Origin of the sequence: Haloarcula sp. JP-L23 (assembly GCF_011602445.1) — an archaeon.
GTDB classification, from domain to species: domain Archaea; phylum Halobacteriota; class Halobacteria; order Halobacteriales; family Haloarculaceae; genus Haloarcula; species Haloarcula pellucida.
Genome location: NZ_CP050014.1, coordinates 484,239 through 500,420, shown reverse-complemented (window position 1 = coordinate 500,420; position 16,182 = coordinate 484,239). Strand labels below are relative to the sequence as shown.

Below are 16,182 nucleotides of genomic sequence, written 5' to 3'. Positions count from 1 at the left end.
GGACCGACCGGACCGTCCGACGCCCACAGGCACACCTCGTGACCGGGGGGAGCGATGACCGGCGTCTACGAACGGGCGCTGGGCGAGGCGGCCGACGACCTGCACCCGAAGGTCCGCGAGCGCTACAGCATCGGCACCGAGGACGGCGTCACGGTCGGTCGCGGCGAGATGGACGTCTCCCGCGGTACGCACGTCCTCCCGGCGCTGTACGCGATGACGGCTCGCGACATGCTGTTTCCCGAGGCCGGCCACGATATCCCGTTCTCGGTGACGACGGTGGGCTATGACCTCGACGGCCACGAAGCGATGACGACCCGACGAACGTTCGAGTTCGGCGGCAAGACGCGGCGTTTCGACTCGGTGACGGTGTGGGACGCCGACGGCGAGCGTCTGCTCGACTTTCTGGGGCGGGGCGGTCCCATCGCCACGGAACTGCACCCTCGCGTCGAGGCCGGCGCGCTCGTCGTCGAGGCTGGCCGCCAGTGGGTCCATCTTGGCGACCACTACGTTCGGCTCCCCAGCCCCCTCGCCGCCGACGTGGAGGTCCGTGACCGCTATGACGACGCCGGCGAGTGCTACTACGTCCTCGCCACCGTCGAGAACGCGCTGGCCGGCCACATCCTCAGCTACCGAGGGTCGTTCACGCAGGAACTGACCGAGCGAGACGAGGTGGCAGACCTCCGACCGATTCGCCGCCTGCCGACGCTCCCGCCGCGATGAGCGAGTCGTTCGGCCGGGGGTCGACGGCGAGGGCAGCGGCCTCCCGGCCGACCGTCGTCGGCATCGCCGTGACCGACCTGAGCGCCGTGTTCGGCGCCCTCGTCTGGGTCGCGGCCGTCCTCGTCGCCGGCCTCGGGCCGGTCGAACGGGCGCTCACACTCGCACCGCTCGTCCTCGTGCCCCTCGGCGTCGGCATGGCCGCGACGCCGCCGTTCCGGGGCACCGCCGGATACGTCGTCCGCGCCGCCGTCTGGCTTCAGCCAGTCGGTGCCGTCCTGTTCACGGCGTCGCTGGCACGTCCCGTCGGCGAGGTGACGGCCACCGCACTGGCCGCGCCGTGGCTCCTCGTGACCGGACTGCTCGGCCTCGCCGCCGTCGCCCGAACGCGCGCTCGCGGCGGCCTCGAACTGCCCGAGACGGCCGTCGACGCCGGTCTCGCGTACGTCTCGGTCGGCGCGGTGGCGCTCCTGTTGTATCAGCTGGACCTCACGTTCTGGTTCGGTCGAACCATCGTCCTGCTCACGGCGGTGCACTTTCACTATGCCGGGTTCGTCCTCCCGGTGCTCGTTGGGCTCTCGGGCCGCGTCCTCTCGCCGTTGTCCGGGGGGTTCTCGTCCCTCGCGGGCGTGATTCTGGTCGGCCCGGCCATCATCGCCGTCGGTATCTCGTTCTCGCCGCTCGTCGAAGTGGTGGCTGTCGGCGGCTTCACCGTCGCCGTCGCGCTGTTCGGCGGGTACGTCCTCGCCCGGGTCGCGCCGGCCCGGTCGCGAGTGCAGGGACTGTTGCTCGGCGCGTCGGCCGTCGCGCTCCCGGCGTCGATGGCGCTGGCGCTGGGCTACGGCGTCGCGACGTTCTCCGGGACGGACCTCGGCCTCGACATCGCCACGATGGTGGCGCTCCACGGCTCGCTCAACGCCTTCGGCTTTGCCTTGCTGGGGCTGGTCGGGTGGCGTCTCGCGGTGCCAGCGGGCGTCGCGTGACCCTCTCTCTTTGGCAACTCGACTGTCAGCGACGCCTCGTGCAGGCGTTCCTGTCGAGGGCGTCCGGCGCGCCGCGGTTCCGTCGGTCGTCGCATCGTCGAGGACGCCGCTGTACTCCGCGGGGACGAACGTAACGAGGACGACGAGTGCGTCGGTGATCTGGGCCGACCGTACCGACCACCGCTCGTGGCGACAGACTACCGCTCGTGGTGAGTCGACTACTGCTCGGCGCGGCTCGGTTCGAGGCGATACCGGACCGTCGGTTTCCCCTCGAACCGGGGCCCCTGTCCCGTGCGTGTAAATCCCGTCGCCTCGACGGCGGCCTCGACGGCCGACTCGCCGTCGGGGACGAGCAGTTCGACGTCCATCCGTTCTCGTTCGGCAAAGGAGATGGGTTCGTCGAGCAGTCGTTCGCAGGCGTCGGTCGACCCGGCGAGTTGCGTGACGTGGACGGTGCCCCGTTTGGCGTCGTAGCTGACGAATCCCACGATGCCCTCTGTGTTCCCGTCTGTGGCGACTCGCACCGTTCGGTCGTGGACGAGGTTGCGCATCACGTCCGGAGGACTGTCTGCGAGGTCGGCGAGACGCCCGGCGTCGGCCTCGACAGCGTCACGTATCTCCATGGCTGTGACTGTGTGCCCCACGTAAATAAACGGTGTGTCGGACAGTACCATCCGACGCCGGAATCGGGCCAGATGAACACAGTTATCCCGAGCGGCGGCGAACGCGGGGGCATGACTCAATCACACACGGCACAGGTGGTTCGATGCGCGTAGTCGCGAAGTTCGGGGGCACTAGCCTCGGCAGCGGCGACCGAATCAACCGGGCCGCAGACTCCATCGCGGCCGCGGTCCAGCAGGGTCACGAAGTCGGCGTCGTCGCCTCGGCGATGGGCAACACGACCGACGAACTGCTGGAGGGCATCGAGTACGAAGCCGCCGACGAGGACCGTGCCGAAATCGTCTCCATGGGCGAACGGACCTCCGTCCGGATGCTCAAGGGCGCACTGGCGGCCCGCGGCATCGAGGCCGTCTTCCTCGAACCCGGCAGCGAGGACTGGCCCATCATCACCGACGAGTACGGCGAGGTCGACGTCGAGGAGACCAAAAAGCGCGCTCACGCGCTGGCCGGCCAGATGAAAGACGTCGTCCCGGTCATCACCGGGTTCCTCGCGGAGGACCACGAGGGCAACGTGACGACGCTCGGCCGCGGTGGCTCCGACACGACGGCGGTGATGCTCGGCAACTACATGGACGCCGACGAAGTCGTCATCGTCACCGACGTCGAGGGCGTCATGACCGGCGACCCGCGCGTCGTCGAAGGCGCCCGGAACGTCGGCGAGATCAGCGTCGACGAACTCCGCTCGCTCTCCTTCCGCGGGGCCGAAGTCGTCGCGCCCTCTGCGCTGTCGTACAAGGACGCGAACCTCGGGGTTCGGGTCACCCACTACCAGCACGGCGACCTGCTCACCGGCGGCACCTCCATCGAGGGCGAGTTCCAGAACCTCATCGACCTGCAGGAGCAACCGGTTGCCTGTGTCACCGTCGCCGGGCGCGCCATACGCAACAGCCCCGGTATCCTCGCGGAACTGTCAAGCGCCATCGGTAACGAGGATATCAACATCGAGGCTAACTCCTCGGGGATGGACTCGCTAACCTTCTACGTCGACGCCGAGGACGCCGACGAGGTGGAGGCGCTGCTTCACGACGAAATCGTCGACGACGAGACGCTCTCCTCTGTCACCGTCGAGGACGACATCGCGGTCATCCGCGTCACCGGCGGCGACCCCAGCGAACACGCGCTTCCCTACCGCGTCACCCGACCGCTCGCCGAAGCGCACATCCACCTCTACGACGTCGTCACCTCCGCGACTTCGGTATCGGTGTTCGTCCCGTGGGACGACCGCGAGCAGGCCCTCGAACTGGTGCAGGGCGTTTTCTAGGAAACCACGCTCGCTGACTCACGGCGCTTCGCGCCGTTCGTCTATTCGCGATCGCAAGCGACCGCGCACCGCTCACGCGGTATGCCGACTGCTGACTTTCCACCCGCGTGCCTGCCCTCCCCCGTCTTCGTGAGCGACGCTCTGACGGCGGGTCGTGCGCTGAGTGCACTCCCGGCCGGAGACGGTCATTACTCTGGCTATCTCATTCCGGGAGCGTCTGCTCTGGTATCCGTTCGACACACGGCGGTTTCTTACTGGAAGGTGTTATAGAATCACTCACAGTCCCCTGAAATGTGAGCCGATGAATCGCTCAATACGGTGCCTTTCGTCATCATTCTGTTCGCGCAGCCTGGCCCGGGAACCGCTGACTGGCTACCTCACCGGGTTCGCAACGGGGAGCAGACCCGAGGAGATTATTCGGCGAAGGAGGACGACGATACCGTTCTCCAGGCCGTTAGCGAAGACCGCCTGCTCATGTGATTCGTCGGGGTCGGCGTCCGGGTAGAAGGAACTGACCAACAACGTCGTGCGGTCGACCAATAGCAGGCGGCTGATGGCGATCTCGTCGTCGCTCGCGGGCCCCAGGAGCCAGTCCAATTCGGTTTCGAACACTTTCACGGATGGCAGCTCGGTACCGAGTTTGGCGATGATTGCGTCCGTCCCGCCACCGATGATCACGTCGACGCCGCGGTCGACCGCGTCGTGGAGCCGCTCGTACAACGCCTCCGTCAAAATTTCCTCCTCGACGACCAACAAGACGATCTCCGATTCGGCGTCCTCCAGCAGCGTGTGTGTCCGGGACTCGATGCCATCGTGACCGGACAGCGCCCATACCTCCTGCATTCGGTCGCTGTCGTCGACTTCCGGTTGGTAATCGAGCGCTTCGAGCTGTGACTGGAGGGTGTCGATCCGCGTGTCGTACTGTTGACGCAAGACCGCGGTCGCCTCCTCGATGCTAACCGCGCGAAACTGTTGGGGGCTGGAGTGCTGCACTTCGACCAGCCCCTTTGACTCCAGCACTCGGACGGCGTCGTACACCCGGGTCCGAGGGACCTCGGAGATCTCGCTGATTTCCTTGGCGGTCCCCCTTGAGAGTTGGGTCAATGCCAGGAAACTCCGTGCCTCGTACTCCTTCAGCCCGAGGTCCTGCAACAGACTCACCGTCTCGGCTTTACGTTGCTCAGCTGCCATTAGGTGGTCCTGTCATATCTGACTGGTTGAGAGGGCTAATTCACGCTTGGTCGGGATTTGACTGACTGACTCTCCACACTTCGAGCAGGCGTCCATCTCCTCGCTGATGTACGTCGCCTCACAGGCAGGGCACGAAAACAGGGCCGTGGTGGCCTCGTCCTCGGAGTCGTCGCGAGAGGACGGTGTCTCGGCCTGTGTGGGCCCACCGAGTCGGGAGAGCCACGTGTTGAGACGCCGGCTCATTGGGTTATGGCCACCCCGCTGGCAGTTTGTCTTCGTGGTCGGCCATCAACCGGAGACACGGCGCGATCTCGTCGAGGGAGTCCGGGACGTACCGACGAACGCGATCTGCCGATGTACTACAATTATTGGTTACCGCCTCGGTTGATTCGGCCATACCGTGGCAAGAACGAGCTAACGAATAAGCTCTTCTACGCATATAATCGACACATTTGTAAAATTCAACCCCAACCAGTTATCTGTGGATATATTGAAATCTAAGTGCGAACTCAGAGCCAATAGACACGGATATATTTGAAAATTTCAAGCAATCCCCGACTATCCTTGATCGGTGACCGACCCGTCGTCGATGTCGTCGTCCTGGCGCGCGTCGGGGCCCGGCCGTGGATAGAAGTGGTCCCATGACTGGACCCGTGTCTCGGAGATGATCTCAGAACTGTTGATCGTCAGGCCCAAGTCCGCTAGTTCGTTGCGGATCTCTTCGATCTCTCCGACCGTGTCGGCGACGACCTCGACGTGGACATTTCGTTCGCCCCCAAGCAAATCGCGGGTGGTCACCACACCGCGAATGCCGAGGATCTCTTCGGTCAGCGAGTCCACCTTGTTCGGATTGACCGTGCAGACGAACATGACGTGGAGAGGGTAGCCCGCTTGCTCGTAGTTGATCTCGGGCGATAGCCCGAATCACGCCCCGTCTTCGAGTTTGTCGAGCCGATTCCGGACCGTCGTGGAGGTCACATCCACCTTCTCGGCGATCTCCGTATCGGTCTGGCGGGCGTTGAGTTGGAGTTGGTGCAGGATGCTCCGGTCCACGTCGTCGATTTGAATGCCGTCCATACCGTGTCCTTGGACGGTCCGACTGAAAAGTCCGCACGGGTCCTTCACTAGCATAGATTGAACCAGTTCGTCCGATACCTCCCCACACCTACCGAGCGGAAGATCCACGCTCTATTATCCGAAACCAAGGCTATGTGAAATTTGTATGACACTCGCTATCGGGGTATATTGCTGTGTCGCCGCGCCGGGATTGTCCGAGTGCGACTGTCCCGCGTTCCAGACCGACCATTTACCGCCCTTGGGTCAGTCGGAACCCGATTTTCCGGGGGAGGCCGGCGTCCTCGACGGCGTGGACGACCTCGGTGGTGTCGTACTCGACGCGGCGGTCCACGACGGTCATCGAATCGAGGTCGAGGACGGCGTAGGCGGCGCGGTGGTCGCCGTCACGCGGTTGTCCGACGCTCCCGGGGTTCATCACGATACCCTCGTCGTACACCTCGTGGTGCTGGTGGTGGGTGTGGCCCATCACGAGGACGTCCTCCTCGCCGAGGAGGTCTGGCCCGAACTCGTCGGGGTAGGTGTAGTGGTCCGGGTCCTCGGGGTGGCCGTGGACGAGTTTCACCCGGTCGTTACACGTCAGGCGTTCGTCGGGGAGGCCTGCGAGCCAGTCGAGTTGCGCCTCGTCGAGTTGCTCGCGGGCGTGTTCGACGCCGGCCTGTGCCATCCCGTTGAACGCGAACGGCGTCTCGCCGGCGACGGCCCGGTCGTGGTTGCCCATCACTGTCGGCACCTCGCTGTCGGGCCAGTAGTCCTCGCCGTCCAGCAGTCCGCGCATCGCGTCGACGCAGTCGGCGTGCCACGGGTTGTACCCGACGACGTCGCCCGCACAGACCAGCCGGTCGACCGACGGCATGTCCGCGAGTACCGCTTCTAGGGCCACCCGGTTGCCGTGGATGTCTGAGAGAACGCCTACCTTCATTGTGTTGTTCTAGCGGGTGAGGGGTCTTGAGTGTCGGCACTGCATCACGTACTGTGGTGGTCGGCCGACTGCGGCCGTCACTCGCCGTTGTACACCGAGACGTCGAAGTCGCCGGCCGCGCCGTTGACGCCGGCCGCACAGACCGCGTGTTCGAACTCGTGGTCGTACACCTCGCGGGCGGCCGCCTCGGCGGCCGTCGCGTCGAGGTCGAACGCCGTCGGGCTATCCTCTTCGTAGGTGGCCACGAGCGTCGGTTCGGTGACCTCCTCGACGAGGAGGGCGTCTCGACGGACGGTGCCGATGACCGCGCCCGGGCCGTCGGCGTTCGTCGTGGGGTCCTCGGCGTCGACGCCGACGATGCCGGCGATGCGGGGCGTGTCGTAGTCGTCCTTCTCGAAGTCAAGCGAGAGTAGCGGTTCGGCGAGGGCGTCCCGTGCGGGGTAGCCCAGTTCGAGTTTCTCCGCGATAGGGTCGACGTGCGAGCCGTTGCCGACCACGGCACCGCGCTCGGTCACGCGGACGCCGTTGTAGGAGATGTAGGGGTTGTCCGTCTCCGGTGCGTCCGGAGTCGGTTCGACGGTGACGGTCCCGTCTCGCTGTACTGCCTGCCGGTTCGGGAACGACCGCGAGGAGACGCGGTAGGCGCCTACCTCGGGGCCGACGACGACGAAGCGTCCGACGTACATACCCGACGGTGGCGGCCAGCCCGCAAAAGCCGTGTCGATTCTGCCGGACGCGGTTGCCACTGTCGCCCCCTGTTGAAGTGTCGGCTGGCCGAACTGCTGCCGTGACCGACCTCACCGCTCGACGCTTCGACCCGGCCGACGCCGACAAGGAGATGACCGTCTCCGAGATGGTCACTCACGGCGACGCCAAATCGAAGCGACGTGCCGAGATGGCGAAGTGCGTCGTTCTCTGTGCTAACTGTCATCGGAAAGAACACTACGGGAAACCACCGCACGTCCGACCGCCCGACGGCACCCCGTCGGATGCCGACGACTGACACGCCGGCCCGAGTCCGCAACACTGAAATACAGCAGCCGGCTATACGGTAGTGTACGTCACTGAGCGAAACCAGTGACGAACGTGTCAAAGTTCCGTGGGGTAGTGGCCAATCCTGTTGCCTTCTGGGGGCAACGACGGAAGTTCGAATCTTCCCGGAACTACTCTCCTCCGTTCACTAACTCGCGAGCGATAGCGCCGTCACCACCCGACTTCTTGTACGTCCCCACACGAGGTGAGATATGGCGCCCGAACACGTCCTCGTTCCGCTCGATGGCTCGCCGCTGGCCGACGAGGCGCTGGTCCACGCCCTAGAGACGTTCGACTGTCGGCTGACGGTGCTGAACGTCGTCGCGCCGCTGGACAGCGCCATGAGCGAGGGCGGGATTCTCGAACCGGGCGAGGAGCGCCGCGAGGAGGCGACAGCACGGGCCGACCGTCTCGTCGAACAGGCCGAACGCCGCGCCGCCGAATTCGACCGCACCGTCGAGACGGTGGTGGAGACGGGCGATCCCGCCGAGACGATTCTCGACTACGCCGCGGCCAACGACGTCGACCAGATCGTGATGGGCGGACACGGCGGAGACCGGAACGAACTGGCCCGACGACTGCTCGGGACGGTGGCGACGGCCGTCGTGGGCGAGGCCCCGGTGACGGTGACCGTCGTCCGCTAGCCCAGTACCGTCGCGAACGCCCGGTAGAGGCCGAACCCGACGGCGACCGAACTGACGAGGGTGAGCACCCAGAAGCCGACCGTCACTCCAATCTTGCGCCGGGAGACGCCCGCCGACCCGCCGGCGAGGCCGCCGCCGATGACTCCCGAGATGATGATGTTGTTGAACGAGATGGGGATGCCCAGCGCGATGGCCGTCTGGGCGATGATAAAGCCCGGGACCAGTGCGGCGATAGAGCGCCTGACCCCGAGTTGGGCGTACTCGCGGGCGGTGGCCTGTAACAGTCTGGGCGCGCCCATCCACGCGCCGCCGAGGATGCCGACGGCACCGAGGCCGAGCAACAGCAGGCCCGGAAGGCCCAGTTCCACGCGGTAGAGGTTTTCGAGGGGCCCGGTCGCCAGTCCGACCTGGCTCCCGCCGCTGGAGAAGGCGACGACGCTCCCGAGGACGACGAGAAACGTCTTGATGCCCTTATCGACCGACTGCTGGGTGCGCCGACGGATGAACAGGAAACTCGCGACGGCCGCGAGGGCCGTCACGAGGGCGGTGATGCCGGGCAGGGGGACGAGCATCGCGAAGAACCCGGCGATGGAGTTCTGCGTGGCGTCGGCCGGCGCGGGGATGACGCTCAACTGCACGTTGGCGACGATGCCGCCCACGACGGCCGCAAGCAGTGGGACGCCGACCGTCTCGGGGATGTCGTCACGGCGAAGTATCGTGGCGGTGAGGTACGCCAGCCCACCGGAGACCGGCGGGACGAGAACCCAGAACGTCGCGATTTGCCGGTAGGTGTCGAAGACGGGCGCGCCGCCCAGCGAGAGGCCGACGCCGACCATCGCGCCCGTCGTCGCGAACGCGGCGGGAACGGGGTAGCCGCTGTAGATGCCAAAGGCCATGAACAGCGTGGCCGTCAGCAGGCCGGTCGTCGCCGCGAGCGACGTGATCTGGACGCCGTCGATGAGTCCAGCACCGACCGTCTCGGAGATGCTCCCGCCTTGCGTGAGCGCGCCCAACGCCGCGAGGATGCCGATGAGGAAGGCCGCTCGCATCGTCGAGATGGCGTTGGCGCCGATGGCCGGCGCGAACGGCGGCGAGTTGCTGTTGGCGCCGAGCGTCCACGCGGTCACGAGTCCCGTGACCGTCGCGAGGACGACCAGCGCCCAGAAGACGAGTCCCGCCACCGACGACTCAGCCCTCCCGGTCCGCTCGCGTCGTATTCATTGGCGAGCGTTCACGCGCCCGCCCGATAAACGTTCCCGCGGCCGGCGGTCGCGTCAGTGAACGGGAGAACGCGTGTTCAGTAGCCGAGCGACTCGCGGACGAGGACGAGCGTCGTGCGTCCCTCTTCGGCCTCCTGTCGGTAGACGAGTTGTTTCGCGATGACGCTCCCCGCGCCATAGGCGTCCTGTGCGCGGGCGTCTTCGAGCGGATACGCCACGTCTTCGAGGCGGTCCAGCGCGGTGTCTAGGTCCGCAACGATCTTGTTCGTCCCGGCGACCAGCAGGAGGTTCTCGGCGGCGAAGGGGTAGGCCCCGATACGGCTGCCGGAGGCGTCGGCGGCGACGAGTTCGCCGGTCTGTGCGATGGCGTTGACGCTCCCGAGGAAGTAGTCGCTGGCCTGTGCCTCGCGGCGGGCGCGCTGGCGTTCTTCGTCGTCGTCGATGCCGTAGACCTCGCTGTGGACGTTCTCCCACTCGTGGTCGCCCTCGGTGAGGTACTCCACGAATCCGATTTCTTCGAGCGTCGTTGAGTGGCCGTCCATCACGGACGCGCCGGCGGGTATCCGCGCCTGTATCTCGTCGAGTGCGGCCTCGCCGTCCGTGACCACGACGACGTCGAACCCGTTGGCTTCGAGGTTCTCGATGGCCGCGTCGAGTTCGTCGTCGCTGGGTCGGTCGTCGAGCGACTCGTCGTAGGACACCGCGTCGGCGTAGCCGTCCTTGCGTTGGGACATACCGATACCGTCGCGTCTCGGGGTGAAAAGCGCTCGCGGACGCCGTTGTTACCGGGTGACGGCAGTGTTACCGTCGGCGTCGACACACTCATATGCACGTATGCTCATATGTAGGCTTAAGCAATGAGCCAGAACCCTACGACCGACGACCGGGAGTGCTGTGCGCCACTCGAACACGACGTCGACGGGCGGCAGTTCGCGGCCCACGTCCGTCTGCTCTCGGGGGCCGGCAACGACACTCGCTACGAACTACTGCGACTGCTGGCCGCCGCGGAGGGCGAGGTCTGTGCCTGTGAACTCCCTGAGGCGGTCGGTCTGAGCCAGAGCGCAGTGAGTCACGCGCTCTCGACGCTGTACGACGCCGGTCTCGTAACGCGCGAGAAGGACGGTCGCTGGCGATACTACGGTCTGACTCCGGCCGCCGAGTCGCTCATCGAGACGCTCGACGAGATACTCCCAGACCATGACTGACACCGACCCCACCGCTTCGACTGCACGGACCGCCGACGAACAGCGACGCATCGTCCGGGAACGCTACGCCGCAATCGCCGCCGACAGTGGCGGGTGCTGCGACGAGGGCGGGACGGACGGGAGGGCGACCGACGAGATGGCCCGCAAACTCGGGTACGACGACGGTGAGATAGGGGACGTGGCGGGTGACGCGAACCTCGGCCTCGGGTGTGGCAACCCGCAGGCTATCGCCGACCTCGAAGAGGGAGAGACGGTGTTGGACCTCGGGTCGGGTGCCGGATTCGACTGCTTTCTGGCGGCCGATGCCGTCGGCCCGCAGGGTCGCGTCGTCGGCGTGGACATGACTCCGGAGATGGTCGAGAAGGCACGCGAGAACGCCGTCGAGAACGACGCCGGCCACGTCTCCTTCCGCCTCGGCGAAATCGAACACCTCCCGGTCGCCGACGGGACGGTCGACGTGGTCATCTCGAACTGCGTCGTCAACCTCTCGCCCGACAAGCCGCAGGTGTTCCGCGAGGCGTTCCGGGCGCTGCGACCCGGCGGCCGGATTGCCATCTCCGACGTGGTCCAGACCGCCGAGTTCCCGCCCGAGATTACGCGTGACCCCGAGTCGCTCGCGGCTTGCGTGGCCGGCGCGTCGACCGTCGATGCGCTCGAAACGATGCTCGAAGAGGCCGGGTTCGAGGCAATCGACATCCGTCCGAAGGACGACAGCGACGAGTTCGTCCGCGAGTGGGCCGACGACTACGACCCCAGCGACTACCTCGTCTCCGCGAGCATCGAGGCTCGAAAGCCGAACTAGCGCCGTCGGGACGGGATTCGGGCCAGCGGCCACCCGTGCTAGCCGAACACTCATGTGCCACGCCGTCCCACTCCGAGGTATCGAATGTCGCGCCGCTACGACCACGCACGGGTCAAGGAGTACTGGCAGCACGTCTGGGACCGGGAGGGCGTCTACGACTGCCCCGACGACGCCGACGATCCCACCTACGCGCTGGGGATGTTTCCCTACACCTCTGGCTCGTTGCACATGGGCCACATCCGCAACTACGCCATCACCGACGCCTACGCCCGCTACCGCCGGATGGCGGGCGACGACGTGCTCCACCCGATGGGGTGGGACGCCTTCGGCCTCCCGGCCGAGAACGCGGCCTACGAGCGCGACACCGACCCCGAGTCGTGGACGCGGGCCTGCATCGAGCGGATGCGCGGCGACTTAGAGGAGATGGGTTTCGGCTACGACTGGTCCCGGGAGATAACGACCTGCGACCCCGAGTACTACCGGTGGAACCAGTGGCTGTTTACCCGCCTGCACGAGGCCGGCCTCGTCGAGTACGACTCGGCGACGGTCAACTGGTGTCCCGACTGCGAGACGGTGCTGGCCGACGCACAGGTCGAGACCGAGGCGGACGGCGGCCACGACCACAGTCACGGCGGCGTCTGCTGGCGGTGTGGCACCGCCGTCGAACAGCGCGACCTGGACCAGTGGTTCCTCACCATCACCGACTACGCCGACGAACTGTACGACGGCCTCGACGACTTGGACGGGTGGCCCGAGGGCGTCCGTGACAGCCAGCGCAACTGGATCGGCCGACAGGAGGGTGCACGCGTCACCTTCGCGGTCGACGGCCACGACGTAGACGCCTTCACCACGAGGCTGGACACCGTCTACGGCGCGACGTACCTCGCGCTCGCCCCGGGCCACGAGGTGGTCGGCGAACTGACCGAGCGAGACGACGCCGTCGCCGAGTACGTCGAGTCGGTCGCCAGCACGGACGACGCCGGCCTCAGTGGCGTCGAGACGGACCTCACCGCGACCCACCCCTACACCGGCGAGGAGATACCCGTCTACGTCGCCGCCTACGTCTTAGACGACGTGGGCACCGGCGCGGTCATGGGCGTGCCCGCCCACAACGAGCGCGACCATGCGTTCGCCAGCGAGCACGACCTGCCGGTCGAGCAGGTGGTCGAACCCGTCGACGGCACCGGTACGAACCTGCCCGAGGAGCCCTACACCGACGACGGGATGCTCACCGACAGCGGCGAGTACGACGGCCTCGCGAGTACGGCCGCTCGCGACCGCCTGCTGGAGAACGACGACGCCGCCGAAGCGACGACGTATCGCCTGCGGGACTGGCTCATCTCCCGCCAGCGCTACTGGGGGACGCCGATTCCGATGGTCCACTGCGACGACTGCGGCCGGGTGCCGGTCCCCGACGAGGACCTGCCCGTCGAACTGCCCGAGTACGTCCAGACGACGGGCAATCCCCTCGACGCCGCCGAGGAGTGGAAACGGACCGAGTGTCCCGATTGCGGCCGGGACGCCGTGCGCGAGACGGACACGATGGACACGTTCGTCGACTCCTCGTGGTACTTCCTGCGGTATCTCTCGCCACACTTCGCCGACGCCCCGTTCGACCAGCAGACCGCCGACGAGTGGCTTCCGGTCGACGTCTACGTCGGCGGCGAGGAACACGCCGTCCTCCACCTGCTGTACATCCGTTTCTTCACCCGCGCACTCGCCGACTTGGGCCTGCTGAACCGCCGCGAACCCGTCGACCGACTCATCAATCAGGGGACGGTCCTCCACAGCGGCGAGAAGATGTCCAAGTCGAAGGGTAACGCCGTCGCACCACACGAGTACGGCGCCGAGACCACCCGGTTGTTCGTCCTCTCGGCGGCCCACCCCGAACAGGACTTCGAGTGGACGGTCAAGGACGTCTCGACGGCCTACGAGTTCCAGCAGACGCTCTACCAGATGGTCAGCGACTACGTGGAGGGCCGCGAGACCCGAACCGAGAGCGCCCCCCACGACGCCTACCTCGAACGCGAGATAGACCGGACCGTCGCCGCGGTCACCGAGGAGTACGACCGCTTCCGGTTTCACCGCGTCGTCGGCGAACTCCAGCGGTTCGCCCGCCTGCTCCGGCGGTATGCGGGCTACGACACGCCCTACCGCTTCGCGTACAGTCGCGGTCTGCGCGTGCTGACGAAACTGGTCGCGCCAATCGCGCCGTACCTCGCCGAGGAACTGTGGCACCTGCTGGACGAGGACGGCCTCGTCGTCGAGGCACCGTGGCCCGAGTCCCTGCGGGACGTCGCCGCGTTCCGCATCGAGCGCCAACTCGTCCGGACGACGCTCGACGACGTGCGCGACATCACCGACGTCGTCGACATCGAGGACCCGAACGAAATCGAGGTGGTGGTCGCCGAGGACTGGAAGTACCGGGCCTACAGTATCGCACAGGACGCCGACCCCGGCGACGCAATCGTCGGCGAAATCATGGGCGAGGCGTCGATACAGGCCCACGGCGACGCCGCCGCCGACTACGCCGCCGACCTCGCCGAACGGGGTGCGGGGCTCGAACCGGTCGTCGACGGCGACCGGGAACTCGAAGTGCTCTCGCAGGCCGCGTGGCTGTTCGAGGACGAGTTCGGGGCCGACGTGACGGTGCGCCGGGCCGACGGCGACGACGAACTAGCGCGGAAAGCCCGGCCCAACAAGCCTGCAATACATATCTCTTGAGGCGGAACCGGGCACGTACGCCAGATTCGGGCCGGACGTCGTGCGAGTCACAGCGGCCCCGGTAACGTCGTCTTAGCGACGGTCACGTCTCCTTGTCACACGGTATCTCGACGCAACTACGAGCGCAAATATGTCTGTGACCGTATAACTACGTTCGGTCGTGACGCCGCTCTATTCGGGCTGTTTCGGCCCGGAGAATGCCATGACACGAGACGACGAACCACTGACACACGGCGACACCGACATCGATGCCCTTGCCCCCGACGAGTCACGCGACCGGGACACCGACGCGGGCCACTTCGCTGCGCTCCCGTTCTTGCGGCGCGACTTCCTCTCGGACTCCGCGAAACTCGGTGCCGGCGCGCTCGCGCTCTCCTCGGCTAGCGGCGTCGCCGCCGCGCAGGCCGACGACGGACAGACAGACGACGGCCAGACCGGCGACGGACAGGTCGACCAGCCAGAGGGCCTGAGCGTTGAAGTGCTCGCCCCGCACGCGACTTTCACCGACGACGTGGGGATGGCGCTCGGCGTCACCTTCGAACAGGGCGGCGACGAAGCCGCGTTCGTCCGTGACGCCTCCACCATCGTCCTCGCTCGGGTGACGCTGGAGCCGGGCGGGACGACCGGGTGGCACACCCATCCGGGTCCGGTCGTCGTCAACCTCGCCGAAGGCGAAATCGAGGTCGTCTTTTCCCACACCTGCACCACCCACACCTACGCGGCCGGTGAGGCGTTCGTCGACCCCGGCGGCCACGAAGAAGTCGCGAGGAACCCGAGCGACACGCAACGAGCGGTCGCCTACGCGCTGTTCCTCGCCGTCCCCGACGGCGAGTCGCCGACGACGCACGTCGAGCCACAGGACTGCTGAGTGCTCGACGGCGCTCGCGGACGCCGGCTACGAAATCGTCGGATAGATCAGTTACCGACCGCCCTGTGGGCGGCCTCGACGGCCGTCAACAGTTCTTCGCGGGCCTCGGCGGACACCAGATGTGTGCGACAGCCACAGTCCGAACAGCCGAAGCCGGACACGGAATCGGTCACCGCGGCGTCGTGCAGTCGCTCGGCGACGGCACACTCGACGTCGGCGCGGGTCGTGACCACGGTGTCGAACCGCGTGGCGTCGTCGCCCAGCAGATAGTCGACGTGCCAGTGGCGGGCGTCGTTGTCGCCGCTGGCGACGGCGCGGTGGCGGTCGACCCGCGAGAACCCGCCGGACCCGAGCGCGCTCCCGGTGTAGGCGTACCACCCCGCGGGGAGCGATAGGTCGCCGAGCGCGCCAACCGCGATGGGGCCGTCGCTGTCACGTTCGAGAACGATGGTGTACGTCCCGCCGTCCATCCCTTACGCGCCGGTTTCGGGGTCGGCAGCGAGGTCGCCGAACCCGCCGATGCGGAACTCTCGAGAGTCGGTGCAGTCCTCGTTCGCCGCGGCGAGTTCGCCGACGAGCCAGTTGAAGCGGCGCTCGAACCCGTCGTAGGGGGCCTCCTCGAACGTCTCCAGCACGGCGTCGGCCGTGAGGTCCTCGTCGTACTGCTCGGCGAAGGACGCGACGTTCTCTGCGGCGGTCTGTGCGGTGTCTGCGTCGGTCTCCTCGCCGAAGGCGTCGGCGAGCGTCTCGCTGATGTCGGACATGTGCGATGGAACGCCGTGTGGCCACGTATGCGTTCTGGACTCCGACGGCCGGGTTACCCTGACCTTTCTTGTGCGCTGCCCGACAACACTACCC

Annotated in this window: 20 protein-coding genes; 9 read left to right on the top strand and 11 right to left on the bottom strand. The window is 66.7% G+C overall.

The genetic code is table 11. From position 1 onward, the window contains the following. Nucleotides 1–54 precede the first annotated feature (54 nt). Together G9465_RS02445 and G9465_RS02440 are read left to right on the top strand one after the other, a co-directional pair. Nucleotides 55–720, top strand: coding sequence for a DUF4166 domain-containing protein (locus G9465_RS02445; protein WP_166967206.1), 666 nt, complete (start codon nucleotides 55–57; stop codon nucleotides 718–720). Beyond that, nucleotides 717–1,700 carry a YndJ family protein gene (locus G9465_RS02440; RefSeq protein ID WP_166967204.1) on the top strand — a complete coding sequence of 328 codons (984 nt, stop codon included), beginning with the start codon at nucleotides 717–719 and terminating at the stop codon, nucleotides 1,698–1,700. The genes G9465_RS02445 and G9465_RS02440 overlap by 4 nt, the downstream gene beginning before the upstream one ends. A 218-nt stretch (nucleotides 1,701–1,918) precedes the next feature. Here the strand turns inward: G9465_RS02440 and G9465_RS02435 are convergent, their stop codons facing one another. After that, nucleotides 1,919–2,323, bottom strand: a complete 405-nt coding sequence (locus G9465_RS02435; RefSeq protein ID WP_166967202.1) for a hypothetical protein — start codon at nucleotides 2,321–2,323, stop codon at nucleotides 1,919–1,921. Nucleotides 2,324–2,466: 143 nt separating this feature from the next. Here G9465_RS02435 and G9465_RS02430 point away from each other — a divergent pair, with 143 nt between their 5' ends. Continuing rightward, nucleotides 2,467–3,642: an aspartate kinase gene (locus tag G9465_RS02430; protein WP_166967200.1), complete on the top strand. Its 1,176-nt coding sequence runs from the start codon at nucleotides 2,467–2,469 to the stop codon at nucleotides 3,640–3,642. Nucleotides 3,643–4,014: 372 nt separating this feature from the next. Here the strand turns inward: G9465_RS02430 and G9465_RS02425 are convergent, their stop codons facing one another. The 6 genes from G9465_RS02425 to G9465_RS02405 form a co-directional block, all read right to left on the bottom strand. Further along, nucleotides 4,015–4,833 (bottom strand): TrmB family transcriptional regulator, encoded by an 819-nt coding sequence (locus G9465_RS02425; protein ID WP_166967198.1) that lies wholly within the window; start codon nucleotides 4,831–4,833, stop codon nucleotides 4,015–4,017. A 12-nt stretch (nucleotides 4,834–4,845) separates the two neighbouring features. Continuing rightward, a complete protein-coding gene (locus tag G9465_RS02420) occupies nucleotides 4,846–5,076 on the bottom strand; it encodes a hypothetical protein (protein WP_166967196.1) in 231 nt (76 codons plus the stop codon). Nucleotides 5,077–5,391: 315 nt separating this feature from the next. Further along, nucleotides 5,392–5,703, bottom strand: a complete 312-nt coding sequence (locus tag G9465_RS25510) for a hypothetical protein (protein WP_227015680.1) — start codon at nucleotides 5,701–5,703, stop codon at nucleotides 5,392–5,394. Nucleotides 5,704–5,757: 54 nt separating this feature from the next. Further along, a complete protein-coding gene (locus G9465_RS25505) occupies nucleotides 5,758–5,910 on the bottom strand; it encodes an AsnC family transcriptional regulator (RefSeq protein ID WP_227015678.1) in 153 nt (50 codons plus the stop codon). A 229-nt stretch (nucleotides 5,911–6,139) separates the two neighbouring features. Continuing rightward, nucleotides 6,140–6,829 (bottom strand): metallophosphoesterase, encoded by a 690-nt coding sequence (locus G9465_RS02410; protein ID WP_166967194.1) that lies wholly within the window; start codon nucleotides 6,827–6,829, stop codon nucleotides 6,140–6,142. Between the two features lie 77 nt (nucleotides 6,830–6,906). Further along, nucleotides 6,907–7,515: an IMP cyclohydrolase gene (locus tag G9465_RS02405; protein ID WP_166967192.1), complete on the bottom strand. Its 609-nt coding sequence runs from the start codon at nucleotides 7,513–7,515 to the stop codon at nucleotides 6,907–6,909. A gap of 101 nt (nucleotides 7,516–7,616) precedes the next feature. Between G9465_RS02405 and G9465_RS02400 the strand changes: the two genes are divergently transcribed. Further along, nucleotides 7,617–7,832 (top strand): hypothetical protein, encoded by a 216-nt coding sequence (locus tag G9465_RS02400; protein WP_166967190.1) that lies wholly within the window; start codon nucleotides 7,617–7,619, stop codon nucleotides 7,830–7,832. A 241-nt stretch (nucleotides 7,833–8,073) separates the two neighbouring features. Beyond that, nucleotides 8,074–8,505 (top strand): universal stress protein, encoded by a 432-nt coding sequence (locus G9465_RS02395; RefSeq protein ID WP_166967188.1) that lies wholly within the window; start codon nucleotides 8,074–8,076, stop codon nucleotides 8,503–8,505. Here the strand turns inward: G9465_RS02395 and G9465_RS02390 are convergent. Continuing rightward, entirely contained in the window at nucleotides 8,502–9,686 is a 1,185-nt protein-coding gene (locus G9465_RS02390) for an inorganic phosphate transporter (RefSeq protein WP_166967186.1), read from the bottom strand. The two genes, G9465_RS02395 and G9465_RS02390, sit on opposite strands and share 4 nt — an antisense overlap. A gap of 116 nt (nucleotides 9,687–9,802) precedes the next feature. Continuing rightward, nucleotides 9,803–10,459, bottom strand: a complete 657-nt coding sequence (locus G9465_RS02385) for a lactate utilization protein (RefSeq protein WP_166967184.1) — start codon at nucleotides 10,457–10,459, stop codon at nucleotides 9,803–9,805. A gap of 123 nt (nucleotides 10,460–10,582) precedes the next feature. Here G9465_RS02385 and G9465_RS02380 point away from each other — a divergent pair, with 123 nt between their 5' ends. From G9465_RS02380 to G9465_RS02365, 4 genes are all read left to right on the top strand, one after another. Then, nucleotides 10,583–10,930 carry a helix-turn-helix transcriptional regulator gene (locus G9465_RS02380; protein WP_166967182.1) on the top strand — a complete coding sequence of 116 codons (348 nt, stop codon included), beginning with the start codon at nucleotides 10,583–10,585 and terminating at the stop codon, nucleotides 10,928–10,930. Next, complete coding sequence (locus G9465_RS02375; protein WP_166967180.1) at nucleotides 10,923–11,732, top strand: arsenite methyltransferase; 810 nt, start codon at nucleotides 10,923–10,925, stop codon at nucleotides 11,730–11,732. Before G9465_RS02380 ends, G9465_RS02375 begins: the two co-directional genes overlap by 8 nt. 84 nt (nucleotides 11,733–11,816) lie before the next feature. Beyond that, nucleotides 11,817–14,456 (top strand): leucine--tRNA ligase, encoded by a 2,640-nt coding sequence (gene leuS, locus G9465_RS02370; protein WP_166967178.1) that lies wholly within the window; start codon nucleotides 11,817–11,819, stop codon nucleotides 14,454–14,456. A gap of 202 nt (nucleotides 14,457–14,658) precedes the next feature. After that, a complete protein-coding gene (locus tag G9465_RS02365; protein WP_166967176.1) occupies nucleotides 14,659–15,324 on the top strand; it encodes a cupin domain-containing protein in 666 nt (221 codons plus the stop codon). Nucleotides 15,325–15,371: 47 nt separating this feature from the next. On the opposite strand, the gene G9465_RS02360 is transcribed toward G9465_RS02365, so the two are convergent. Beyond that, nucleotides 15,372–15,794 (bottom strand): DUF123 domain-containing protein, encoded by a 423-nt coding sequence (locus G9465_RS02360; protein ID WP_166967174.1) that lies wholly within the window; start codon nucleotides 15,792–15,794, stop codon nucleotides 15,372–15,374. 3 nt (nucleotides 15,795–15,797) lie between these two features. After that, nucleotides 15,798–16,088: a hypothetical protein gene (locus G9465_RS02355; RefSeq protein WP_166967172.1), complete on the bottom strand. Its 291-nt coding sequence runs from the start codon at nucleotides 16,086–16,088 to the stop codon at nucleotides 15,798–15,800. Between the last annotated feature and the right edge of the window lie 94 nt (nucleotides 16,089–16,182).

Coding starts and splice junctions, on each gene's coding strand:
- G9465_RS02445 (WP_166967206.1), top strand. CDS start 55: ATGACCGGCGTCTACGAACGGGCGCTGGGCGAGGCGGCCGACGACCTG.
- G9465_RS02440 (WP_166967204.1), top strand. CDS start 717: ATGAGCGAGTCGTTCGGCCGGGGGTCGACGGCGAGGGCAGCGGCCTCC.
- G9465_RS02435 (WP_166967202.1), bottom strand. CDS start 2,323: ATGGAGATACGTGACGCTGTCGAGGCCGACGCCGGGCGTCTCGCCGAC.
- G9465_RS02430 (WP_166967200.1), top strand. CDS start 2,467: ATGCGCGTAGTCGCGAAGTTCGGGGGCACTAGCCTCGGCAGCGGCGAC.
- G9465_RS02425 (WP_166967198.1), bottom strand. CDS start 4,833: ATGGCAGCTGAGCAACGTAAAGCCGAGACGGTGAGTCTGTTGCAGGAC.
- G9465_RS02420 (WP_166967196.1), bottom strand. CDS start 5,076: ATGAGCCGGCGTCTCAACACGTGGCTCTCCCGACTCGGTGGGCCCACA.
- G9465_RS25510 (WP_227015680.1), bottom strand. CDS start 5,703: ATGTTCGTCTGCACGGTCAATCCGAACAAGGTGGACTCGCTGACCGAA.
- G9465_RS25505 (WP_227015678.1), bottom strand. CDS start 5,910: ATGGACGGCATTCAAATCGACGACGTGGACCGGAGCATCCTGCACCAA.
- G9465_RS02410 (WP_166967194.1), bottom strand. CDS start 6,829: ATGAAGGTAGGCGTTCTCTCAGACATCCACGGCAACCGGGTGGCCCTA.
- G9465_RS02405 (WP_166967192.1), bottom strand. CDS start 7,515: ATGTACGTCGGACGCTTCGTCGTCGTCGGCCCCGAGGTAGGCGCCTAC.
- G9465_RS02395 (WP_166967188.1), top strand. CDS start 8,074: ATGGCGCCCGAACACGTCCTCGTTCCGCTCGATGGCTCGCCGCTGGCC.
- G9465_RS02385 (WP_166967184.1), bottom strand. CDS start 10,459: ATGTCCCAACGCAAGGACGGCTACGCCGACGCGGTGTCCTACGACGAG.
- G9465_RS02380 (WP_166967182.1), top strand. CDS start 10,583: ATGAGCCAGAACCCTACGACCGACGACCGGGAGTGCTGTGCGCCACTC.
- G9465_RS02375 (WP_166967180.1), top strand. CDS start 10,923: ATGACTGACACCGACCCCACCGCTTCGACTGCACGGACCGCCGACGAA.
- leuS (WP_166967178.1), top strand. CDS start 11,817: ATGTCGCGCCGCTACGACCACGCACGGGTCAAGGAGTACTGGCAGCAC.
- G9465_RS02365 (WP_166967176.1), top strand. CDS start 14,659: ATGACACGAGACGACGAACCACTGACACACGGCGACACCGACATCGAT.
- G9465_RS02360 (WP_166967174.1), bottom strand. CDS start 15,794: ATGGACGGCGGGACGTACACCATCGTTCTCGAACGTGACAGCGACGGC.
- G9465_RS02355 (WP_166967172.1), bottom strand. CDS start 16,088: ATGTCCGACATCAGCGAGACGCTCGCCGACGCCTTCGGCGAGGAGACC.